Genomic DNA, 16,652 nt, shown 5'->3' with positions numbered 1-16,652 from the left:
ACATTTAAGTCTCAAAAATAAAATCTATTGTTTAACCCGAAATATATTTGATGAGCAGTTCAATTGTTATTAAGAACAAAATAAAGGAAGATAAAGTTCTAAAAGTGTCCTCTTTTAAAAAGGAGGTGAGAGTTACAAAACCACATAAGCATAACAGCTACTTTGAGATTATTTTTCTTTCGAAAGGCAGCGGCTATCACTATATAGATTCCCAACGTTATGAGGTTGTTCCTCAAAGTGTTTTTTTTGTACGTAAAGAACAGATCCACTACTGGGAACTGGCTTCAGAACCCGAAGGCTATGTTGTCATTATCAAGAAAAAGTTAATTGATCAAAGTATAGATAAAGAAATAAAATCATTACTCTATCAGTTAAGTAAGACTGCAATACTACATCTTAAACAAACCGATTCGATTAACAAGTTATTTGAAATATTTATTGATGAAGATACCTTAGAAGGCAGTTCTTCTAAGGTACTTGTCGAAGGGTTACTTAAAGCTTTACTGGCCAAAATTTTAAAGGAAGGAAAAAACCCCCACACAAATAGTAGAATAATTGAAAAAGGCCTCTGCCATAATTTTCGTGAGATGCTTAGCTATGAAAAAACGATAAAAAATAGCGTAGCCTATTATGCCGAAAAGCTTAATACCTCGCCTCAAAATTTAAATCTGGCCTGCAAAAAAGAAATGGATACGTCAGCTTCAACTATTTTATCAGAATTTATTATTAATGAGGCAAAGCGTTTATTAATCTATACCGACAATACTGTAGCAGAGATTGCATTTATATTAAGCTTTAATGATCCATCGCATTTTAATAAATATTTTAAGCGGTTTACGGGCATCACTCCTCAATATTACAGGCTAAATTCACTTTAGTACCACATTATTTTCAAATATGCCGCAAAACAGTTTTTTTTACTGTTTTTTTTTGTTTTCAAATAGCTAAAATTGCACCGGTTATATTAATTATACTTAAACTTCCATGAATTTCCAAAAAACAATTGTACTCACTTTTTTATTATTTTTAATAAAAGTAACGTTAGCTCAGAATTCTTCTATCAAAGGCATACTAAAGGATCAACAAGATAATCAACCCATTGAGTATGCCAGTGTTGCACTATTGAAAAGCGACTCAACAGTTATTGCTGGTACGATTACCAAAAGCAATGGTTCTTTTGAATTTTTAAAACTACAGCCCGGATCTTATATTCTAAAATATGTATTTATCGGGTATGAAAATAAATATTCGCCAGTGATAAACCTGGCGCTTTCTAAAAATGTAAATGTTGGCAGCATATCCCTGAATCCCGGATCGGAACTGCTTAACCAGGTAACTATAACCGGCGAAAAAATAAATGCATTAAATAAAATTGATAAACAGTCTTACCGGGCTGATCAGTTTGAGAGTGCAAAAGGTGGATCAGCTATAGATGTATTAAAGAACCTTCCATCAGTTTCTGTAAATGGCGAAGGACAGATCAGTGTCAGAGGATCCACAGGTTTTCTGGTTCTGGTAAATGGTAAACCTGTATTAACAGATGCGCAAACAGTTTTAAGCCAATTGCCCGCAAACAGTCTGGAAAACATAGAGCTGATCACTTCTCCATCTGCTAAATATGATCCCGACGGGAAGGCGGGTATTATCAACATTGTTACCAAAAAAGGCGCTAATGACGGATTTACTTTGTCTGCAAATGCACAGGCGGGCTTACCAAGTACAACAGATTATGATAATAAAGAACAGCCAAAGCGTTTTGGAGGCGATGTAACCCTGAATTACAGGAAAGGTAAATGGGATATTTCGGTTGGAGGCAATTATACCAGAAATGATAACGCAGGTTACCGCGAAGGTGATGTATTTACAAAGAATTTTAATAACAATACGATAACTCGTTTTCCTTCGAATGGGGAAAGAAGTTTTGACAAATATAACTATGCGGGGAGGCTTTCTGCGATTTATTCGGCTGACAAAAATAATTCATTCTCCATAGGTTTTTTTAGCGGAAAACGCTATCAGGCCCGATTGGCAGATCTGCTTTATAATAATACTACCTCTGACTTATCTACCGGTTCCTTAATAAAAAGTACGACTTACTATAATTCAAATTTACAGACCAAAGAAGGTAACTTTACTTTGGGGAATTTCGATTACACACACACGTTTGCCAATAAGTCAAGTTTAACTGCTTCCGTTCTGTATGAAAATGCTGATCTTTTCGGGAACACAAAAAACCGTAACCTCAAGTATCCAAATACGGCAGATACCATACAGTATGTTTACAATCCCTACAAAAATCCAATTAACGGGTATCGTTTTAAACTGGATTATGTCGTAAACATTGGCGAGGGCAAGCTGGAAAGTGGTTACCAGTTTAGATACGATACGCAGGACGGTCAATTCGATTATTTTGTAACCCCAGCGACATCGCAGCCTGATGCGGACAGGTTCAGGGGAACCGCAAAAGCAAAAAACCAGATCAATTCTGTTTATAGCCAGTATTCCGGTAAGGTGAATAAGCTAGAATACATTGGCGGTTTGCGTTATGAATACGCTGCGCGAACAGTAGATCTTTCCTACGACCCTGTTCCGCATAAATTAAATCTTTCAAACTTGTTTCCATCGCTGAATTTATTATACAATTTTTCTGATGGCTTGAAAGGCAAGGCCGGCTATAGCAGGAGGATCCAGCGAACGAACAACTATGAGTTGAACCCCATCCCGGAAAGAGAGCACTCTGAAACACTGGAGCAGGGCGACCCCGATCTTTTGCCATCCTTTATAGATTTGGCCGAATTGGGATTGATCAGAACATTTAATAAAGGCTCATTCTTTACAACTCTGTATTATCAAAATATTAAAAACCCAATTCAACGGGTAAATAGTGTGTACGCAGATACCATTTTAAATAGGGTATTCACAAATGCTGAAAGGGCTCATACCTTTGGTATTGAGGCCGGTACTAATTTACAGCCTGTAAAATGGTGGAGCCTGTACCTGGGTGTGAATGTTTATAATTATAAGATTGATGGCGATTTAAACATTTTGGGTAAAAACTCGGTAATCAGCAATGATGCCTGGGTTTATTCCATAAACGGAAATACCAATTTTAAACTCACTCCAACCTGGAGTTTGCAGGGAAACCTCAATTACTTATCTAACCGGCCAACCGCACAAGGAGAAGATTCAAGGTTCCTGATACCAAATGCATCCTTGAAGAAAACATTTATGGCTGGACGTTTCTCTGCTACATTACAATGGCAGAATATCGATCTTGGCATGAATCAATCTAATCGTCAGCGGATAACCACCAGTGGAAGAGATTTTTATACGACCACCAACTACATTTATGAAACGGATGTATTTTTACTAAACTTTAGCTTTAATTTGAATAAGTTAACTGGAAAATCAAAGCTTCCAAATAGTGAATTCGGCGATAAAGAGTTTTAAATTGATTAGAGTATATCAATAAATTTTCATGGCGGCCCAAACTGGATATCTGGGGAAATGTGTATGGCAGAGGCTCAGGAATTGATGCAATAGGAAATATTAATAAATCGGAAGGGTTTAACCTTACTCGAAACAACATGGGCGTCGGCATCCAGTTAAGTTTCCCTCTGCTTCAATTTCATCAGCTAAATGCCAGGAAAAAGCAATATGAGCAACTGCTAAAAGCGGATGAATACCGCGTAACTCAAATTGAGTTGGATCTGAATAAACAGATTGACAAGCGATACAGTAATACCAATCGAACGTGGTAGTAACTAAAAAGATGGGTGAACGCCTGAAAAGTGCTTCGGATGCTTTTAACAGTTTAAAACTTAGTTATGAGGCGGGATTGGTGGATTTTACACGCTTGGCGCAATCCCAGTATGAACTACAGCAAGCCGAAATAAACAATGCGGGCGCACAATTGATCTTACAGCGTTCGTTGCTTGAAATCAGTGTTGCAAAAGGAGATTTGAATTTATTTTTTAATTGTTAAAAAACAGCATGAAACTTATTATAACAGCACTCAGGCATCCGATAACGATATTGGCGATAAGGTACGCAAAGGGCAAACCTTTGCAATTATCGATGCACCGGAAGTAAGAACGAAATCCGCAGAATATCAATCCGCACTTTCTTCCGCCCAATCCAGATTTCAGTCAAGTAAAGATGTTTATGAACGGTTGTATAAAGCATCACAGGCAAAATCGGCAGGTATAGTTGCTCCTGTAGATCTGGAAAAAAGCCGAAACCAAAAATTAGCCGGCAGTGCTGCTTATGAAAGCGCAAAAAGCCTGGCAAAATCCTACAGGGAAGGAGCGGCTACCTGGTAATCACCGCCCCTTTTAACGGCGTGGTTACGGCCAGAAACGCTGACCGGGGAGCTTTGGTTGGACAAACCGCCCCAATATTTACCGTTCAAAACACAAACACACTAAGGTTAAGGGTGGCCGTCCCGGAATTGTATGTATCGGCTGGAACTGCCGATAAAGAAGTAAAATTTAGAGTTCAGAGTAATCCCAACAAAAGTTTTGGCGCACAATTGGTGAGGAAAAGTGATGCTATAGACCCCAAGAACAGGACAGAAACCTGGGAATATCGTTTTATAAATCCGGATAATGAATTGAAAGCTGGAAGCTTTGCTTATGTAAAACTTAATCTGCAAAGAGGCATACCCTCATTTGTTGTCGCACCAAGTGCAATTGCCACCAACCAGGAAAGGAAGTTTGTAATAGCTGTTAAAAATGGAAAAACAGAATGGGTAGACGTCAGACAGGGAATGAGTACGGAAAAAGGAATTGAAATCTTTGGAGATCTTAATAATGGAGATACTTTGGTGGTTAGAGCAACAGATGAAAGAAAACCGGGGTCTGATGGGTATTGGAGGATGATCAAATAGAGTTTGTGAATATTAATCAATATATACCATAATAGATATTTACGGGTAAAAATTAAATGAGCAGAAAAGTGGAAAATTTTTGGCTTTCAAAAAGCTTCTTAAGGAAACCTCTTACGTAGTGGCTTAATTTATTGGTTTTATTTATCAATTAATTCCAGCAACGCATTCTGCAAAAAGACAACGCTTACAGTGTTATCGGTGGATGGTTAACGTGTTTTTGATTATAAAAATGGAATTAGTTGCTAGCTAAATAACTTTTTATATATTTGAGTAGGGAAATGGTGTCTTCCTTTTAAAAACCGCAATAGCTGATGGCGCCTACAATATTAATCTCCATATAGAATGGTCTATATGGTTAATAAGACTATTGTAGATGGCTATTTATCTAAAGTTTCTTAAACAGATACTCTATCATACCCGCTGGTTTCTCTTTCCTTTAGCGTTTTTTCTAACCGCGGGTACTTTTTTTTTGTTGCTCCACAGAAATTCCAAAGCATTTCTTTTACTAAATGGCTTGAATATAGCTTTGCTTGATCGCCCTGCTATGTGGCTGACTGAGTTGAGTAGTAGTTTGATCCTAACCGCTGTTTTCGTGCTAATAGGTGCACGAAAATATCCAAAGGAAACTTTACTTGCCTTAGCCACAGCCTTTACAGCTTGGTACATCAGTATTGCCATTAAATATAATTTTTTCCAATCCTGGCATAGCCCTTCAATGGTATTCAAGCCTATTCAGGCACATGTACTCGCTCCTGTTTTGCAACCAGAGTTAAATCTACCCTCTTCACATGCAGCTGTCATCAGCGCATTATTTTTTGCTGTTGCTGCCTTGTTTAGCTTAAAACGATCCTTATTAGTATCGATGGCTCTGTTATCAATTATTTTCATGTATACAAGAATATATGTTGGCTGGAGTTATTTAGCTGATATACTGGCAGGCTCCCTAATTGGCATAATAAGCTTTTTGTTATTCTTTGACATGTTCCGGCACCTGATCTATAAGTGGTATTACAAAAGAACAGAGTGGGCACAAGGACTAGTTATTGCCAGTTTAAGGACAGCTGCCATTTGCACTATTTTTGTGAATTTAAAGCATGCTATCTTATGAAAATTGCATTATTCAGTGATATACATGGCAATCTTCCAGCATTAGAAGCAGTATTTGAAGACATTGCAAAACATCAGCCAGATGAGATTTATTGCCTTGGCGATCTGGATCGTACCATTAAGGCATCAAAGAAAGTTCAATCCCGGATATATATACAACTCCTATTTCAAGCAAAATAATTCACATGGCCACTAAAGATTTAAAAGAACCCCAACACAAATCACTCCAATCATTAGCAACGGTCATTGAAGAAAAGTTGCAGGAAATCGAAGCTTTACTCTGTCTCTGTTCCATGCCAATAGACAATAACCGACAGTTAAAAATTGAGAACGACCTTACAACACAGGAAAAAAACATATTCGTCAATAAGCTGGCCGTTATTCGCAAGAATACGCTTGAATTTGCAAAAGCCTATGGGCTCACGTCCACAGAAAGTTCGCTAAAAAAAACGCTAACCGTCAAAGCCGCATTTTTATGGGAAGAAATTTCAGGCGTAACATTTGACCGTTTAAAGGGCTATGGGGAAATTGATGAAGGCATGCGCCAGGAATACGAAAGCTATGCCAATTCGCTCACCGATTTAGCGAGTGATTTAATGCACATAAGTTCTAATCAGGATAATAATTAATTTAAAAAATCTATGAAAATAAAAAAAATAATTGGTAGAGAGATACTGGATTCCAGGGGCAATCCTACAGTGGAAGCAGAGTTAGAATTTGAAGATGGTTCAAGAGGAAGAGGCATTTCGCCTTCGGGCGCAAGCACAGGAGAAAAAGAAGCCGTTGAACTACGCGATGAAGATCCGAAGCGCTATGGTGGAAAAGGTGTAGAAAAAGCCGTTGCAGGAATTAATAAAGAAATCGCCAACGCCATAATAAGTTTGGATTTCAATGACCAGAAGAGCTTAGACAACTGGCTGATTGAACTTGACAGTACAGAAAATAAATCACGGCTCGGTGCCAATGCGATCCTGGCTTTATCAATAGCTTTTTCACGTACAATGTCAGTAAGCAAGAATATTCCTTTATACAGGCAACTAGTGGACAGAGAAAAATATATCATGCCTGTACCATGTATGAACGTGATCAACGGGGGAAGGCACGCAGACAACAATGTCGATTTCCAGGAATTTATGATAGCACCACATCATGCACCCTCTTTTAAGGAAAGTATCCGCATGGGTGAAGAAGTATTTCATACCCTAAAAACGCTCTTAAAAAGTAAAGGATACTATACAGGTGTCGGCGATGAAGGCGGTTTTGCACCCAACCTCAAATCCAATGAAGAGGCTATGGAAATCATTTTGGAAGCCATTCACAAAGCTGGGTATGCGCCTGGAGATGATATCTCGATTTGTCTGGATCCTGCTACCAGTGAAATGTGGCAGGACGGGAAGTATATCTTTTATAAAAGCAGTCAGAAGTCCATTAATACCGAGGAAATGATCATGATGTGGGATAAATGGATTAAACAATATCCTATCGTATTGCTTGAGGATGGCCTTGGTGAAAACGACTGGCATGGCTGGAAAGAGATGACTGCTGCCCTTGGCAAAAAGGTTGAACTGGTTGGTGACGACATTTTTTGTACCAATCCTAAAATAATCGCCGACGGTATCAAAAAAGGAATAGGAAATAGTGTGCTCATCAAATTAAACCAAATCGGTACCATCACAGAAACCCTGGAAGCTGTACAATTAGCCAATGATAACAATTACAATTGTTTCATTTCACACCGAAGCGGGGAAACAGAAGATACCACCATTGCCGACCTGGTGGTAGCAACCAATGCCGGTCATATCAAAACAGGAAGCGGCTGCCGTTCAGAACGCATATCAAAATTCAATCAGCTATTACGAATTGAAGAAGAATTAGGAACTGCCGGATCATTTGCGGGATTTAAAACATTTAAAAGATGATAGGCACGGCACATCCATGGAATGATATTGATCCTGGGGAAAATTCCCCAGAGATAGTTAAAGCGGTAATTGAAATCCGTAAAGATGAAATAAAACCAACCTTGAATAAATAATGAGCACCTTGAACACAAATAAAGATAATAGCAGCATATCTCTGAAAGAGCATTTTGCTATTATCAAGCACCTTTGCCGCTGGACAATTTTAGTGGTTCCAATTGCTATTGCAATTGGCAGTATGGTTGCCCTTTTTTTATGGTTATTAACCGGGGCTATCCATTTTCGTTTTGACCATAAGTGGTTACTTTATTTATTGCCAGTCGCAGGGGTAGTCATTCATTTCATCTATCAGTCCGTTGGTAAATCGTCAGAAAAAGGAAATAACCTGATCATGGAACAAATTCACCAGGAAGGTGGTGGTGTGCCTAAAAGAATGGCTCCAATCATTCTGCTCACCACGGTCATTACCCATTTATTTGGCGGCTCGGCTGGGCGTGAAGGAACTGCTGTCCAAATAGGCGGTAGTATTGCCGCTATGTTCGGAGGATGGTTTAAATTAAAAGGATTAGATATGCGCATGATCCTTACCGCCGGAGTTGCTGCTGGTTTTGGCGCAGTATTCGGTACCCCCGTAACAGGAGCCATCTTTGCAATGGAAGTATTGACCATAGGCAGAATACAATATGATGCCTTAATCCCTGCATTAATAGCAGCTGTTCTCGCCGACATGACAGTCTCAGCTTGGCACGTTTCCCATACCCATTATCACATTGCTGCACTCCCAAAAACGCCCTATATCTTTAATGATTTCCTGCATATGGATATTCTGTTACTTGGAAAAGTGATCATCGCGTCAGCAGCCTTTGGCCTGGCCAGCTACTTATTTGCGGGAATGGTACATGAAATAAAAAGTATCTGCCTCAAAGTATTTAAGTCCAAATGGATGATACCAGTTTTTGGTGGTCTTTTCATTATAGGACTCACATTTATTAATGGAAAACCTGATTATTTAAGTCTTGGTGTAGATGCGGAATACCCTGGTGCTGTAACCCTTCCCTCGGCCTTTCATTCTGGTGGATCAGACACCTGGAGCTGGCTTTGGAAAACGGTATACACTTCTATTACACTTGCCACAGGATTTAAGGGTGGTGAGGTAACTCCACTATTTTATATTGGTGCTACCTTAGGAAATACATTATCATCGTTGCTAAATGCACCGGTTGGCCTGTTCGCAGCACTCGGTTTTATTGCGGTATTTTCAGGGTCGACCAACACTCCTCTTGCCTGTACTTTTATGGGCATAGAGTTATTTGGAGGCGAGCATGCGCTCTTGTTTGCCGTGGCCTGTTTTACAGCCTATTTTTTTAGCGGACATTCGGGTATTTATAGTGCTCAACGAATTGGGATACCCAAAATTTTTGATGGAAATTTTGCAGATGAAACATCCTTGTCGGAGGCACTGCATCGAAGAGGTTACCTGCATCAAAAATTACGAAAATATAGTTTACCATTTAGAAAGAAAAAAAATGACTGAAAATCCAATTGTAGAGCAAGCTTTAGGAAAGCTTCAAATTTACGTAAAGCCGAAGGAAAAAGTACAAGCTACCAGCATTATAAATAGCTTAAGATCAAGACAGTTGTACAAGGAACTGGTTAAATATGCAAAAGAAGATCAATTGATGAACGCTTCTGTTTATCAAACACATCATGGCTATTCAATGCATGGAAAAATAAATACTATGCATGTGGAACTGGGTAATCAGGATTTGGCTGTGTGTATAGAACTTATCGATCAACGGCAAAAACTTGAGGCGTTTTGCCAGAAACATGCAGAATTGCTGCGAGGAAAGATGATTGTTTTTAAGCTAGTTGAATTTTGGGAAATCAAATCATAAGCTATGTGGGTATTATTGATCATATTTTTCGGAGGTGGACTTGGAAGCCTCTTTAGGTTCATAGTTAATCGCTGGATGACTGGACTTATCACTTCAGCCTTTCCCTACGGTACTTTTATGGTTAACATTACAGGCTGTTTTCTGATTGGGTTTCTGGTTTTTTATACTGAAAAGTTTGGTGCGAGTTCTTTGAACTGGCGCTTGTTTCTGGTCACCGGCTTTTGTGGGGGCTATACGACCTTTTCCTCTTTTTCTTTTGAAAATGTGCAGCTAATGAGTGACTATCAAATTTTTACCATGTTACTGTATACCCTTGGAAGTCTGGCCCTGGGATTTATAGCGACATACGGAGGTATACTTGCTGCAAGAAATTTATAAAATGATATAATTATGAAGACTGAAAGAATTTTAATCGTGGCTGATGATAGCCCGTCCTCATTAAAAGCCGCTAAATATGGTTTTTACCTTGCTGGGAAATTGAAAGCAAAAGTTGCCATGATCGGAGTTATCGACGGGGCGCTTGCCATTGGAAATGTAGATGCCGGAGTTTTCCCGGAACATGCAGCTTTTGAAATGAAAAAGCATATGGAAGATTTTCTTAACCATATGGTTCGGGATTACGCAACTGGCATAGAGGTCGAGCTGTTTACCCCCGAAGGAGAAGTAAAGGAGACCATTCTTGACCTTGCAAGGGAATGGGAAGCTTCATTGATCGTTGCCGGAACACATGGACGTAAGGGGCTGAACCGATTGTTGATGGGCAGTGTCGCAGAAGGGATTCTAAGGGATTCCAAGGTGCCTGTAGTTGTTGTACCAATGGATAAGGAACATTAATCGAAGAATGGTAATATTAATTGTTAAGTAGCTTCGATATCAAAGCATAAAATGTACATAGAAGTCATGATGGATATAAAATGAGTAACTTCAATAGACATCTAAATTAATGCAAAATTAAGTGCGAATTTACAGGTATGAAAATCCTCATTATAGAAGACGAAGAAGAAATCAGGGAAAGTATTGCCAGTTATATGCAAACTGAAAAATACGTCTGTGAATTTGCCGATACACTGAACATTGCTATTGATAAAATTGTTACCCATGATTATGACTGCATTCTTTTGGATTTGATGTTGCCAGATGGTAACGGATTGAAGGTTCTAGAAAAAATCAGAGCATTGAATAAACAGGATGGGGTCATCATTATATCTGCCAATGGTTCTTTAGAAGATAAAATTAAAGGTTTAAATATTGGTGCTGATGACTATCTCGCCAAGCCGTTCCACCTGTCAGAACTGAATGCCCGCATCTACTCAGTAGTTCGTCGAAAAAAATTCGATAGTAAAAACCTAATGTATTATAATGAGCTAGAAATTAATTTGCAATTTAAAGTAGTTAAGGTAAAAGGCAAAGAAGTATTGCTGACAAGAAAAGAATTTGACCTCTTGCTTTTTTTGGTTGGAAGCAAAGATATGGTCGTTTCTAAAAACGCTATTGCCGAGCATCTTTCTGGCGATATGGCTGATATGATGGATAATATTGATTTTGTTTATGCCCATGCTAAAAATCTTAAAAAAAAATTAACAGAGGCAGGTTGCAATAATTATATCAAAACAGTTTATGGAGTCGGTTACAAGTTTCAGGTATGAAAAAGCTTTTAAACAAAACGCTTCTTTATTACCTGATTTTGTCTTCGGGGGTTTTGATATTGAGTGGACCATGCTTTTATTTTTTAATAGAAAAGCTCTACTTAGACGATGTAAATGAAGCTGTTCTTCTACGTAGAGATGAATTCTTTAAAAAAAATCTACCTGATTTGAAAATTGAGGAGATTTCTGTTTGGAATAAGTTTAATAGAGATACCCGCATTTTAGCAGATACTGTAACTGCATCAAAAGACCAAATTATACTGCAAATATTTTATGATGAAATGGTGCCCGAATGGGAGCCTTACCATGTGTTATACAAAAACATTCAAGTACAAGGTAAGCCATTTGTATTGATGATTAGGCTTAACTTGGTAGAATCGCAAGACTTAATGCTCACCCTAACTTGGTTATATCTTGGTACATTATTTCTTTTGCTTTTAGCCAATTTTTATATAACCCGACTAATTTCTAGTAAATTATGGCATCCCTTTTATGACACCTTGCAAAAAATAGAGAAATTTAATTTACAACATCAGCAAGTCCCTGTTTTTGAGAAAGTCAATATCATAGAATTTGAAAAACTGAATTCCGCCGTGAGTAAACTGATTAATGATATTGTAAAAGCTTATCAGATACAAAAAGAATTCACAGAAAATGCTTCGCATGAATTGCAAAACCCACTTGCTATTTTTAGAAACAAGCTGGATCTTTTGTTACAAAATACTTCTTTAAATACAGAACAAAGCGAAATTATCCAGTCCTTATATCAAGTTTCAGGTCGTTTATCACGAATCAACAAAAACCTACTGTTGTTAAGCAAAATAGAAAACAAGCAGTTTAGCGATACCGAACGTATTGATATTTCAACCATTTTCCAACAAGTAATCCCTTATTTTAAGGAGCAAGCTTTGGCTAAAAACATTAATATCGTCTTTGATAAGCAGACCACCAAATTATATATTATCGCAAATAAAGGACTTACTGAGATTCTAATCAATAATTTGTTGCTAAATGCAATTAGTCATAATAAAGAAAATGGTACAGTCACTATTGTGTTAATTGATAATAGTTTGGAAGTTTGCAATACCTCAGCCAACAATGCCTTAATTAACGATATACTCTAATTAATTACAAGTTTTTGGGCCACTTTTTTTTCGGAGCCGGTTAAATTTCTCTCTCTTGGGTCAAGACATATATGGTCTTGTGTGTATGGTATTCTGCTTTTTACCACACTATAAATTGTTCTTAGCAATTTGTTTGATACATTGTTCATAATTAAATAATGAGGTTTACCTTCTAGTTGTTTCTTTTGATAATACAGCTTGTATTCTTTGTTGTGCTTGACTGCTGACTTTGCCCCCATATAAAGCAAGCTCTTAAGTTTCTTATCCCCAAACGGGCTTATTTTCGTTTTCAGTACCATTTTTCCCGAGCTGTTTGGAAAAGGACAAACACCGGCATAAGAGGCCGCTTTACCTGCAGTATCGATGTCCTGGAAGTTGCCCGTCTTGATGATTAAATCGGTGGCAATAACAGGCCCTATACCTTTCACACTTACGGCCAATTTATAAGTCTGTTGAAGTTCAGCATAGCTTTCTATGATGCTTAGCATTTCCTGCTCAACTCCTCTGATATGCTCTTCAATACCAGCCACAGAGGCTTGCAGGCACCTATTTGCCGCTATACTCTGCATTGGCATAACAGACCGGCCATGTTCACCTGTCTTTAACACCTTAACGCTCTTTACCAGTTGCGAACGCAGGCTGTAAAGCTGACGCAGCTCGCTCATTTGTTCACTTTGATAGGTTTTGAAAGATAGTTTATCAAAGAAACGTTCGCCGTACTCACGCAATCGGCCAGCATCTACTTCATCTGATTTGCCTTTTACAAGACCAAGACTATGCTTAACATTATAGCCCGGAACCAGAGCAATGGAAATGTTAAGCTGGTTGCACAGAAAGACCAGCAGATCCCCATAAGATCCGGTATTCTCTGCACATAAAATACTGTCTTTTGGTACAGCCGATAAAAAAACCGATATAGCTGATATTCCGTTTTTCACTGTTTTCTTCTTTTCTTTTTCGTTTACATCCAGGAAGTTCACATCGAACTTGTCCTTTGATAAATCAATTCCATATACTTGCATAAACTTTTGTTTTATGCTCCGTATTGAGTGGCTAACATCGTGCTAATGGGTTCTACCCTAAATACTCTCTGGCTTTAACTCAATGAATCTGCTGTCCTTAATATGAAAAATAGGTTCTGCCTAATGTTTTAATAAAGTTAGGGCAGCAGATGGAGCTGTTTATGCCAAGATAATACCTCACGACATTATGTTATTTCTTGTATTTCATTTTTAAAGTTTCAAACTAACGATTGTTATTAATCTTTTAGTGTCTGCATATGCCGGACGTACTGATATTAAATACGTTCGATTTGCCCTTCTACATTTTGGCTCATATCCAAGTGATATCGAATCGTTTAATATGGCTATAACACCCCCCACTAAAATTAGTTTTCAGTTTCCTTTTTAAATCATTGTTAACTAAGGCAAACGGCGCATAACGAGCATTCGTATTTCTTCGTTATCTTTACAGAAATCTCAACTTTTTACCCATGACTCCAAACGATTTCCTCCAAACCCTCTTCCCGAATTTTGAACCAGAACTTAAAAAGGTGCTGGCTGAAAATGCCGTCATTAAAAAGTTTAATGCTGGGGACATGCTTATGCAAACCGGACAAAACATGCGTTCAACTGTGCTGATCGTTGAGGGGATGGTAAAACTTTACAGGGAAGGGGAAGAAGGTAAAGAATTTTTTATGTATTACCTTCAGCCGGGCAATGCCTGTGCGCTGTCGATGATCTGTGCGACAAAGCAGGAAACAAGCCAGGTGATGGCCATGGCGGTGGACGACACAAAGGTGCTGATGATTCCCATTGCGCTGATGGACACGCTGATGAAGGAGTACAAGACCTGGTACTATTTTGTGATGGAAACCTACCGGATGCGCTTTGAGGAACTACTGGTGGTGATCGACCACATCGCATTCAAGGGTATGGATGAACGCCTGGAATTCTATCTGGATAAACAGTATCGGGATCTAGGGACAAGGGAACTCGTCATTACACACAATGAAATTGCCACCGACCTGAATTCTTCCAGGGAGGTGATTTCAAGGTTGCTCAAAAAAATGGAACAGCGGGGCGAGGTGGTGCTTCACCGCAATTTTATCGAGTATCTAAAATAGCCCTGTGTGACTTAGGTCACCATTCCATGGCTTTAATGACTGCATCTTTGTCTGAGAAATCACACCATGGAAATCTTTGCATACCTTGCCAGTGCGTTAATCGGTGTTTCCCTCGGCCTTATCGGCGGAGGGGGATCAATCTTGACCGTCCCGGTGATGGTGTATCTTTTCGGCGTCAGCCCTTTACTGGCTACTTCCTATTCCCTTTTTATAGTAGGTTCAACGAGTCTAGTCGGAGCCTTCCAGAATTTTAGTAATGGTTTTGTGAAAGTAAAAACAGCTTTGATGTTCGGCGCCGCGTCAATAAGTACCGTCTTTTTAACCAGAAAATTCCTCATACCGTCAATTCCAAAACACCTATTTTACATCGGCAGTTTTGAGGTTACCGAAAACATCATGACTATGGTGCTTTTTGCCATCCTGATGCTGGCAGCAGCTGTTGCAATGATCAGGGACAACGATTCGTTGGGAAAGGAACATGTCCCAGCTAAACCCGCTGGTCTGTTCACCCTTTTGTTTTATGGGGTGGCAATTGGAATCGCCACCGGACTATTGGGTGCGGGCGGCGGATTTCTGCTGATCCCAACCCTGGTGCTGCTGGTTGGCTTGCCCATGAAGGAGGCGGTAGGCACTTCGCTTTTGATTATTGCGCTGAATTCATTGATTGGTTTTACCGGTGATCTGGGGCATTTTGCCATCAACTGGTTTTTCCTTTTAAAAATTACTGGTATCGCAATTGCAGGGATAATTATTGGAGGACAGATCAACAAAAAAATACCTGGAGCCAGGCTTAAAAAAGGATTCGGATGGTTTGTGCTGCTGATGGCTTTGTATATTCTTACCAAAGAATTATTTCTTAAATAGCTGACTGATAAATGTTTGAACACAGCAGAGGAAAAGACCTGATATATGTAGCCACCCAGCTCTGTTTACTGGTAGCTTTTATTTTAATGCCGCCGCTGGTTAAGATCGGCATTGCCGAGTCTTATCGCAAACTTGCGCTGATTCCCGCAATTTCGGGGGTACTCATATCCTTGGTGGCCATCCTGCAACTCAAAAGTAACCTTACGCCGTTCCCGTCCCCAACCAAAAATGGCACCCTGATACAAACAGGTCTGTATAGGTACATGCGGCATCCCATCTACACAGGTATCATTGTCTTTATTTTTTGTTATTCCCTGTTCTCAGACAGTTTATCCAGACTGGTTGTTTCCGTGTTGTTAGTCGTGCTATTTTATTTCAAGTCCCGTTATGAGGAAGGGCTTTTACTGGAAAAATTTGCTGAATATCCGGCTTATAAAAGCAGAACGGGAAGATTCTTTCCTTTTTTGTAGGTGACTTTAGTCACAAAGAAGGCGGATCTGGATGCATATTTTTGTATAAATTAAAAATGATGTTAGAACTCATTAAACAACCTTGGCCCTGGTATACCTCGGGCGCAATTATCGCCCTTATTATGGTGGTTCTGCTGTATTTCGGGAAATCGTTCGGATTCTCGTCAAACCTGCGTACCATATGCAGTATGGCCGGCGCAGGCAAAAAAGTGAAATTTTTCGTTTTCGACTGGAAAGCCCAGCGATGGAACCTGCTTTTTTTAGTTGGCGCTGTTATAGGTGGATTTATATCCGCCACTTTACTTAAAAGTGATCAGCCGCTACAGCTTTCAGCTTCAACCATCAGCGATCTTGCTGGGCTAGGTATTGCTTTTGATGGCGGATTGAACCCGGAAAAGCTTTTTTCAATTAGTTCACTTACTTCTCCAAAAGTCGTGTTTTTGTTGCTGTTTGGAGGCGTGATGGTGGGTTTCGGATCACGATATGCTGGCGGATGCACATCCGGCCATGCGATCAGTGGCCTTTCCAACCTCCAGGTGCCCTCGCTGATTGCGGTAATCGGTTTTTTTATCGGCGGACTTGCCATGACCCATCTTTTATTTCCTTTAATTTTTTAG

General features: G+C 39.2%; 21 protein-coding genes and 1 riboswitch. Of the genes, 20 read left to right on the top strand and 1 reads right to left on the bottom strand.

Annotation, left to right across the window (positions count from 1 at the left end; genetic code table 11):
- Positions 1-125 precede the first annotated feature (125 nt).
- The 16 genes from C8N28_RS11170 (at position 126) to C8N28_RS11100 (ending at position 12,576) form a co-directional block, all read left to right on the top strand.
- Positions 126-878 carry an AraC family transcriptional regulator gene (locus tag C8N28_RS11170; protein WP_246012804.1) on the top strand — a complete coding sequence of 251 codons (753 nt, stop codon included), beginning with the start codon at positions 126-128 and terminating at the stop codon, positions 876-878.
- 106 nt (positions 879-984) lie between these two features.
- Entirely contained in the window at positions 985-3,450 is a 2,466-nt protein-coding gene (locus C8N28_RS11165) for a TonB-dependent receptor domain-containing protein (protein WP_132224814.1), read from the top strand.
- Between the two features lie 59 nt (positions 3,451-3,509).
- A complete protein-coding gene (locus C8N28_RS11160) occupies positions 3,510-3,761 on the top strand; it encodes a TolC family protein (RefSeq protein WP_165870325.1) in 252 nt (83 codons plus the stop codon).
- 11 nt (positions 3,762-3,772) lie between these two features.
- Positions 3,773-3,985, top strand: coding sequence for a hypothetical protein (locus C8N28_RS11155; RefSeq protein WP_132224810.1), 213 nt, complete (start codon positions 3,773-3,775; stop codon positions 3,983-3,985).
- A 187-nt stretch (positions 3,986-4,172) separates the two neighbouring features.
- On the top strand, positions 4,173-4,322 hold the full coding sequence (locus C8N28_RS13805; protein WP_165870324.1) for a hypothetical protein: 150 nt from the start codon (positions 4,173-4,175) through the stop codon (positions 4,320-4,322).
- A 20-nt stretch (positions 4,323-4,342) separates the two neighbouring features.
- Positions 4,343-4,888: an efflux RND transporter periplasmic adaptor subunit gene (locus tag C8N28_RS11150; protein WP_165870323.1), complete on the top strand. Its 546-nt coding sequence runs from the start codon at positions 4,343-4,345 to the stop codon at positions 4,886-4,888.
- Between the two features lie 265 nt (positions 4,889-5,153).
- A riboswitch (Fluoride riboswitch) is annotated at positions 5,154-5,216 on the top strand.
- A gap of 45 nt (positions 5,217-5,261) precedes the next feature.
- Entirely contained in the window at positions 5,262-5,996 is a 735-nt protein-coding gene (locus C8N28_RS11145; protein ID WP_132224806.1) for a phosphatase PAP2 family protein, read from the top strand.
- Entirely contained in the window at positions 5,993-6,175 is a 183-nt protein-coding gene (locus tag C8N28_RS13925; protein WP_262708404.1) for a metallophosphoesterase family protein, read from the top strand. The genes C8N28_RS11145 and C8N28_RS13925 overlap by 4 nt, the downstream gene beginning before the upstream one ends.
- Before the next feature lie 5 nt (positions 6,176-6,180).
- A complete protein-coding gene (locus C8N28_RS11135; protein WP_132224804.1) occupies positions 6,181-6,624 on the top strand; it encodes a hypothetical protein in 444 nt (147 codons plus the stop codon).
- A gap of 12 nt (positions 6,625-6,636) precedes the next feature.
- On the top strand, positions 6,637-7,914 hold the full coding sequence (eno, locus tag C8N28_RS11130) for a phosphopyruvate hydratase (protein ID WP_132224802.1): 1,278 nt from the start codon (positions 6,637-6,639) through the stop codon (positions 7,912-7,914).
- Positions 7,915-8,026: 112 nt separating this feature from the next.
- Positions 8,027-9,445, top strand: coding sequence for a voltage-gated chloride channel family protein (locus C8N28_RS11125; protein ID WP_132224800.1), 1,419 nt, complete (start codon positions 8,027-8,029; stop codon positions 9,443-9,445).
- Positions 9,438-9,806: a DUF190 domain-containing protein gene (locus C8N28_RS11120; RefSeq protein WP_165870322.1), complete on the top strand. Its 369-nt coding sequence runs from the start codon at positions 9,438-9,440 to the stop codon at positions 9,804-9,806. Before C8N28_RS11125 ends, C8N28_RS11120 begins: the two co-directional genes overlap by 8 nt.
- 3 nt (positions 9,807-9,809) lie before the next feature.
- Positions 9,810-10,184, top strand: coding sequence for a fluoride efflux transporter CrcB (gene crcB / locus C8N28_RS11115; RefSeq protein ID WP_132224797.1), 375 nt, complete (start codon positions 9,810-9,812; stop codon positions 10,182-10,184).
- A 12-nt stretch (positions 10,185-10,196) separates the two neighbouring features.
- Positions 10,197-10,640, top strand: a complete 444-nt coding sequence (locus C8N28_RS11110; RefSeq protein WP_132224795.1) for a universal stress protein — start codon at positions 10,197-10,199, stop codon at positions 10,638-10,640.
- A 137-nt stretch (positions 10,641-10,777) separates the two neighbouring features.
- The gene (locus C8N28_RS11105; RefSeq protein ID WP_132224793.1) at positions 10,778-11,452 is read left to right on the top strand and encodes a response regulator transcription factor; all 675 of its coding nucleotides are present in this window, start codon (positions 10,778-10,780) and stop codon (positions 11,450-11,452) included.
- Complete coding sequence (locus C8N28_RS11100; protein ID WP_132224791.1) at positions 11,449-12,576, top strand: sensor histidine kinase; 1,128 nt, start codon at positions 11,449-11,451, stop codon at positions 12,574-12,576. Before C8N28_RS11105 ends, C8N28_RS11100 begins: the two co-directional genes overlap by 4 nt.
- On the opposite strand, the gene C8N28_RS11095 is transcribed toward C8N28_RS11100, so the two are convergent.
- Positions 12,573-13,598, bottom strand: coding sequence for an IS110 family RNA-guided transposase (locus C8N28_RS11095; protein ID WP_132224789.1), 1,026 nt, complete (start codon positions 13,596-13,598; stop codon positions 12,573-12,575). The genes C8N28_RS11100 and C8N28_RS11095 overlap by 4 nt on opposite strands.
- A 470-nt stretch (positions 13,599-14,068) precedes the next feature.
- Between C8N28_RS11095 and C8N28_RS11090 the strand changes: the two genes are divergently transcribed.
- The 4 genes from C8N28_RS11090 (at position 14,069) to C8N28_RS11075 (ending at position 16,652) form a co-directional block, all read left to right on the top strand.
- The gene (locus tag C8N28_RS11090; RefSeq protein ID WP_132224787.1) at positions 14,069-14,701 is read left to right on the top strand and encodes a Crp/Fnr family transcriptional regulator; all 633 of its coding nucleotides are present in this window, start codon (positions 14,069-14,071) and stop codon (positions 14,699-14,701) included.
- 66 nt (positions 14,702-14,767) lie between these two features.
- The gene (locus tag C8N28_RS11085) at positions 14,768-15,565 is read left to right on the top strand and encodes a sulfite exporter TauE/SafE family protein (RefSeq protein WP_132224785.1); all 798 of its coding nucleotides are present in this window, start codon (positions 14,768-14,770) and stop codon (positions 15,563-15,565) included.
- Positions 15,566-15,576: 11 nt separating this feature from the next.
- Positions 15,577-16,035: a methyltransferase family protein gene (locus C8N28_RS11080; RefSeq protein ID WP_132224783.1), complete on the top strand. Its 459-nt coding sequence runs from the start codon at positions 15,577-15,579 to the stop codon at positions 16,033-16,035.
- Positions 16,036-16,091: 56 nt separating this feature from the next.
- Positions 16,092-16,652 carry a YeeE/YedE family protein gene (locus C8N28_RS11075; RefSeq protein WP_246012803.1) on the top strand — a complete coding sequence of 187 codons (561 nt, stop codon included), beginning with the start codon at positions 16,092-16,094 and terminating at the stop codon, positions 16,650-16,652.

It is taken from the genome of Albibacterium bauzanense (assembly GCF_004339765.1).
Lineage (GTDB): Bacteria > Bacteroidota > Bacteroidia > Sphingobacteriales > Sphingobacteriaceae > Albibacterium > Albibacterium bauzanense.
This window is presented reverse-complemented; position numbering and strand designations above follow the sequence as displayed.

Coding starts and splice junctions, on each gene's coding strand:
- C8N28_RS11165 (WP_132224814.1), top strand. CDS start 985: ATGAATTTCCAAAAAACAATTGTACTCACTTTTTTATTATTTTTAATA.
- C8N28_RS11155 (WP_132224810.1), top strand. CDS start 3,773: ATGGGTGAACGCCTGAAAAGTGCTTCGGATGCTTTTAACAGTTTAAAA.
- C8N28_RS11145 (WP_132224806.1), top strand. CDS start 5,262: ATGGCTATTTATCTAAAGTTTCTTAAACAGATACTCTATCATACCCGC.
- C8N28_RS13925 (WP_262708404.1), top strand. CDS start 5,993: ATGAAAATTGCATTATTCAGTGATATACATGGCAATCTTCCAGCATTA.
- C8N28_RS11135 (WP_132224804.1), top strand. CDS start 6,181: ATGGCCACTAAAGATTTAAAAGAACCCCAACACAAATCACTCCAATCA.
- eno (WP_132224802.1), top strand. CDS start 6,637: ATGAAAATAAAAAAAATAATTGGTAGAGAGATACTGGATTCCAGGGGC.
- C8N28_RS11125 (WP_132224800.1), top strand. CDS start 8,027: ATGAGCACCTTGAACACAAATAAAGATAATAGCAGCATATCTCTGAAA.
- C8N28_RS11120 (WP_165870322.1), top strand. CDS start 9,438: ATGACTGAAAATCCAATTGTAGAGCAAGCTTTAGGAAAGCTTCAAATT.
- crcB (WP_132224797.1), top strand. CDS start 9,810: ATGTGGGTATTATTGATCATATTTTTCGGAGGTGGACTTGGAAGCCTC.
- C8N28_RS11110 (WP_132224795.1), top strand. CDS start 10,197: ATGAAGACTGAAAGAATTTTAATCGTGGCTGATGATAGCCCGTCCTCA.
- C8N28_RS11105 (WP_132224793.1), top strand. CDS start 10,778: ATGAAAATCCTCATTATAGAAGACGAAGAAGAAATCAGGGAAAGTATT.
- C8N28_RS11100 (WP_132224791.1), top strand. CDS start 11,449: ATGAAAAAGCTTTTAAACAAAACGCTTCTTTATTACCTGATTTTGTCT.
- C8N28_RS11095 (WP_132224789.1), bottom strand. CDS start 13,598: ATGCAAGTATATGGAATTGATTTATCAAAGGACAAGTTCGATGTGAAC.
- C8N28_RS11090 (WP_132224787.1), top strand. CDS start 14,069: ATGACTCCAAACGATTTCCTCCAAACCCTCTTCCCGAATTTTGAACCA.
- C8N28_RS11085 (WP_132224785.1), top strand. CDS start 14,768: ATGGAAATCTTTGCATACCTTGCCAGTGCGTTAATCGGTGTTTCCCTC.
- C8N28_RS11080 (WP_132224783.1), top strand. CDS start 15,577: ATGTTTGAACACAGCAGAGGAAAAGACCTGATATATGTAGCCACCCAG.
- C8N28_RS11075 (WP_246012803.1), top strand. CDS start 16,092: ATGATGTTAGAACTCATTAAACAACCTTGGCCCTGGTATACCTCGGGC.